3 protein-coding genes are annotated in these 3513 nt (G+C 65.3%); 2 read left to right on the forward strand and 1 reads right to left on the reverse strand.

Features of this window, described 5'->3' with window-relative positions; genetic code table 11:
• Positions 1–84: 84 nt before the first annotated feature.
• Entirely contained in the window at positions 85–1668 is a 1584-nt protein-coding gene (locus GPT33_RS18045) for a hypothetical protein (RefSeq protein ID WP_296811839.1), read from the reverse strand.
• Positions 1669–1985: 317 nt separating this feature from the next.
• Between GPT33_RS18045 and GPT33_RS18050 the strand changes: the two genes are divergently transcribed.
• On the forward strand, positions 1986–2678 hold the full coding sequence (locus GPT33_RS18050) for an SH3 domain-containing protein (RefSeq protein ID WP_296811840.1): 693 nt from the start codon (positions 1986–1988) through the stop codon (positions 2676–2678).
• A gap of 289 nt (positions 2679–2967) precedes the next feature.
• Positions 2968–3294, forward strand: coding sequence for a hypothetical protein (locus tag GPT33_RS18055; protein WP_296811842.1), 327 nt, complete (start codon positions 2968–2970; stop codon positions 3292–3294).
• Positions 3295–3513: the final 219 nt, after the last annotated feature.

The raw sequence follows: 3513 nt of genomic DNA on the forward strand, positions 1-3513 counted from the left end.
ATGTCCAACGCCGAGCCGTCGCGGATCAGCAGGTCGAATCGCAGATCGCCAGACAGTTCGGTTTCGTCCAGTGCGATACGGACGTCATCGGCGTCCAAGAGGAGCGCGCCAATCGCGGTGTCGTGCTGTCTGCATCGGCAGGGTCAGGGCGGCATCGTTCAGTGTGACCTCCGCCTTCCAGGGCTGCGCGTGCCCGGACCCGGACTCGGAAGGCTCGACGGCGGCGAACTCGGTATCGTCGATGCGCAGCGATGTCCCGGAGAGATCGAGGATCGTCCCGTCGGGACCACCCAGGGTCGCGCGCAGTTGCAGCCGAAGGTCCGTCGTCGCGTGCCGATTCCGGGAGCGCACCTCGGCCCGGTCGGAGTCCAAATCCAGCTCCAGCGTGAGCAGATCGGGGTCAACCTGCATCCGGCCTTTCACCGCGCCTGTTCCTCCAACGAGCCGCAGATCCCACTTCTCGGGGAGCAACCGGCTGTAGACGGCGAGGTCGGGCGCCTCCATCGCCGGGATCGTCAAGGTCAGGCCGAGGTCGGCTCCGTGCTCCCCATCGCGCGTCTCGGCATGCAGGAGGGCCTCGAGGCCGTGACCGGAGAATAGGGGCAGCGCCCGCGTGTCTTCGCTATCGGTTTCTCCGCTCGCCTGCTCCGCCATCAGGGCCGCCTCCACCGCGTCGAAGCGCACCAAAAGATCCGCCTGATCCGTATCCTTTGGATCGACCAGCAGCTCGACGATGCCGTCGCCGGTGAAGACATATCGCGAGAGCGTCATCCTCAACTCGTGGGCTTCGACGGTGAGCTTGCTGCCTCCGAGCAGCTGGCCATGGGAGTAGTTGACACGGCCGCGCAGGCGGCCCTTTCCGCTCAGGTCGATCCCGCCCAAATCGCCGGTCAACAAGGCTAGGAAGCGCAAGTCCTGCACAGGCAGGTCGATCTGCGCATCGAGCTCGGGGACAGTCAGGGCCGCGATCCCGGTGGCCTCGGAGATCACGAAGGGCGGTATCTCGATCCGGCCTCTGATGGATGCCTGGTCGGTCACGTGTGGTACGTCGGCGATCTGCAGCGACTCGAGCATCAGGTCCAAGGCCCCGCCCGCGAGACTCACCCGTCCGGCTCGGGTATCCAAGCTGAAGCTCCCGCGGACCTCGCCGGGTAGCGTGCCGCGAAGATGGGAGACCCAGAACGTATGTCGGCCGCGGACATGGATGTCGTCGATCCGCAGTACAACCGTTCCGGAGTCCTGCTCCGGCTCCGCGAGGGCCGCGGGGTCGCGATTGCGGATGACGGGAAAGTAGGAGCTGCTCTCGGCTTGGTCCTGCTCGGAGTTCGGCCGCGGGCGCAAACGCAGGTCGATGTCGACGAGATCCAGATCATGCACGCGGATCTCGCCCTTCAGGAGCGGCAGCAGGGAGATCGAGGCCGCTGCCCGCGCTGCATCCACCTGCCACTGCTCGGTCGCCGTCTGTCCATCGGCAGCGACACCATGTAGCTCCACGCGCAACGGATACCAGCTCCAGGCCTGCTCCCAGCCAACGGCGAAGCGGTCGGGCTGTATGGCATTGAGGTAGGTCTGTGTTGCGGGCAGACCGAGCGCGAGATTCACGAGAATCAGGTACAAGGCTGCAGGGACGAGGAGGATGGCTGAAAGTACGGAGATGAGTCGTTTCATCGGGGCATCGCGATCGATTGCAGGAGTGCGGACTCGGAATACCGGCGGAGCCGAGGCGGCCGCGCCGACAGCGATCGCCGCACCGACCGCCAACGTCTGCGGTGTGCTTTTGCCCCGCCGAAAGGCCAAGGCTCATGGTGCTGCCGCAGCGGAAGACGCTGCGATTTCCGACGTTGATCCGCAGACGACCGGTAAACATGGTATGCGGAAATGATGAGCGTCGCTGTCAGGGAATTCCCGACGGAATTTCCCCGATGTTGCTCTCCGTGCACGATCTTTACACTCCCGACCCCAGACGCACCATTCGGAGCCCCGAAATGAAAACGCTCGGCCTGTTGCTCCTGCTCTTCTTGTTCGCGCTGCCCGCTTTGGCTGCCGACGACATCCGCGAGGAGCGGGTGCACTTCAAGGCCGGCTCCTCGGGAACCACGGTCAAGGGTCACCTGCGTGGCCGGGATGACGTGGACTACGTGCTCGGTGCCAAGGCCGGACAGCATATGACCGTCGAGCTGCACACGGACAATCCGCAGAACTTCTTCAACATTTTGCCGCCGGGCAGCAGCGACGAAGCGATTTTTGTCGGCAGCAGCTCCGGCAACCGCTTCGACGGAACCCTGCCCGACAGCGGTGACTACCGGATCCGAGTCTACTTAATGCGCGCCGCCGCCCGGCGCGACGAGCAGGCCAGCTACAGCCTAAGCATCCACATCGGCGGCGACCATCACCAAAGTTCCGCCCCGCCGACGGCGGATTTCGCGGATGGTCTGTCCGGCGGGCCGGACTTCTGGGAGGTGACGGGCGTCCCGCGGGGCGACACCCTGAATGTACGCGCCGGACCCTCGTCGCACGAGACGGTGCTCGACGAGGTCGACAACGGGACCGTGCTGCGCAACCTCGGTTGTCGCATATCGGGTGGGCACCGCTGGTGCCGGGTCGCGCCGCTGGGGGGCTCGGGCGCCAGCGGCTGGGTGGCCGGAAGTTATCTGCGCGAGTCGGCCTATCAGCCCTAGGGAAACGCTCACCAGGGGCCGACACCGGTTGGCCGACCTAGCGCCGTTGAGCGTCGCACCGCCGCTCGTTGGTTGCACGTCCTCATCCTTTTTTTCCATGAGGCGATCGCCGATGAACCCGTCCGATCCAGCCGTGCGCGAGGTCCTGGACGCCCTTGGTCTTCCCAATCTGAAGGTCGTGCGATCCCGCATCATCCGCAGTCGTGGCTCGCTCACCCATTCGGGTCAATCGCCGATCCGTTTTTCCAACCCCCGGAGGGGGCGCGTAAATAACCGAGGACTCAAGAAAATGATCAAACCATTAGCGGTTTCACTGCTGCTCGGGTCGTTCGTCGTCGCCGGCTGCGTCGAGAGCAGCTCCACCACATCCACCGTAACTCCGGCCGTTACCGGCGGCGACCTCACCGGGGTCCCGGCACGCGCCTGTCGAGCGGCGATCGCCAAACAAACGGGAAAATCCGCAAGCGACGTCGCCGTCTTCGACGTCGCGGAGTCCGAGGCCGGGATCACCGTCGAGGCAACCGTGGCGGGCGCCGAGGCACCCTGGCGCTGCTACACGGATCGTTCCGGGCGGGTCAACAATGTGATGTATACCGGCAGCGAAGGCGCGCTCTGACCCAACGCCCCCGCGCTTGTCAACCGGGCGCGCTCCTCAAGAGGTGATGCAGTCGGCCCCGGAAGGTCTGCGGTCGGTGGTGCTGGCCGGCGTGGCGCCATTGCAGACCGCGGGCCAGCCCGTCGTTACCTGGGAGGCCGCGCTTTACGAACGTATCGGATCTGCCGAAACATTCGCCTTTTGCGGCGTGGGTTCGAGGTTCGATGGGCGCATTACCGG

It is taken from the genome of Thiocapsa sp. (assembly GCF_011390875.1).
Classification (GTDB): domain Bacteria; phylum Pseudomonadota; class Gammaproteobacteria; order Chromatiales; family Chromatiaceae; genus Thiocapsa.

What these genes read in the sequence shown, in the direction of transcription:
- GPT33_RS18045 (WP_296811839.1), bottom strand. Translation starts at nt 1,668, where the DNA reads ATGAAACGACTCATCTCCGTACTTTCAGCCATCCTCCTCGTCCCTGCA.
- GPT33_RS18050 (WP_296811840.1), top strand. Translation starts at nt 1,986, where the DNA reads ATGAAAACGCTCGGCCTGTTGCTCCTGCTCTTCTTGTTCGCGCTGCCC.
- GPT33_RS18055 (WP_296811842.1), top strand. Translation starts at nt 2,968, where the DNA reads ATGATCAAACCATTAGCGGTTTCACTGCTGCTCGGGTCGTTCGTCGTC.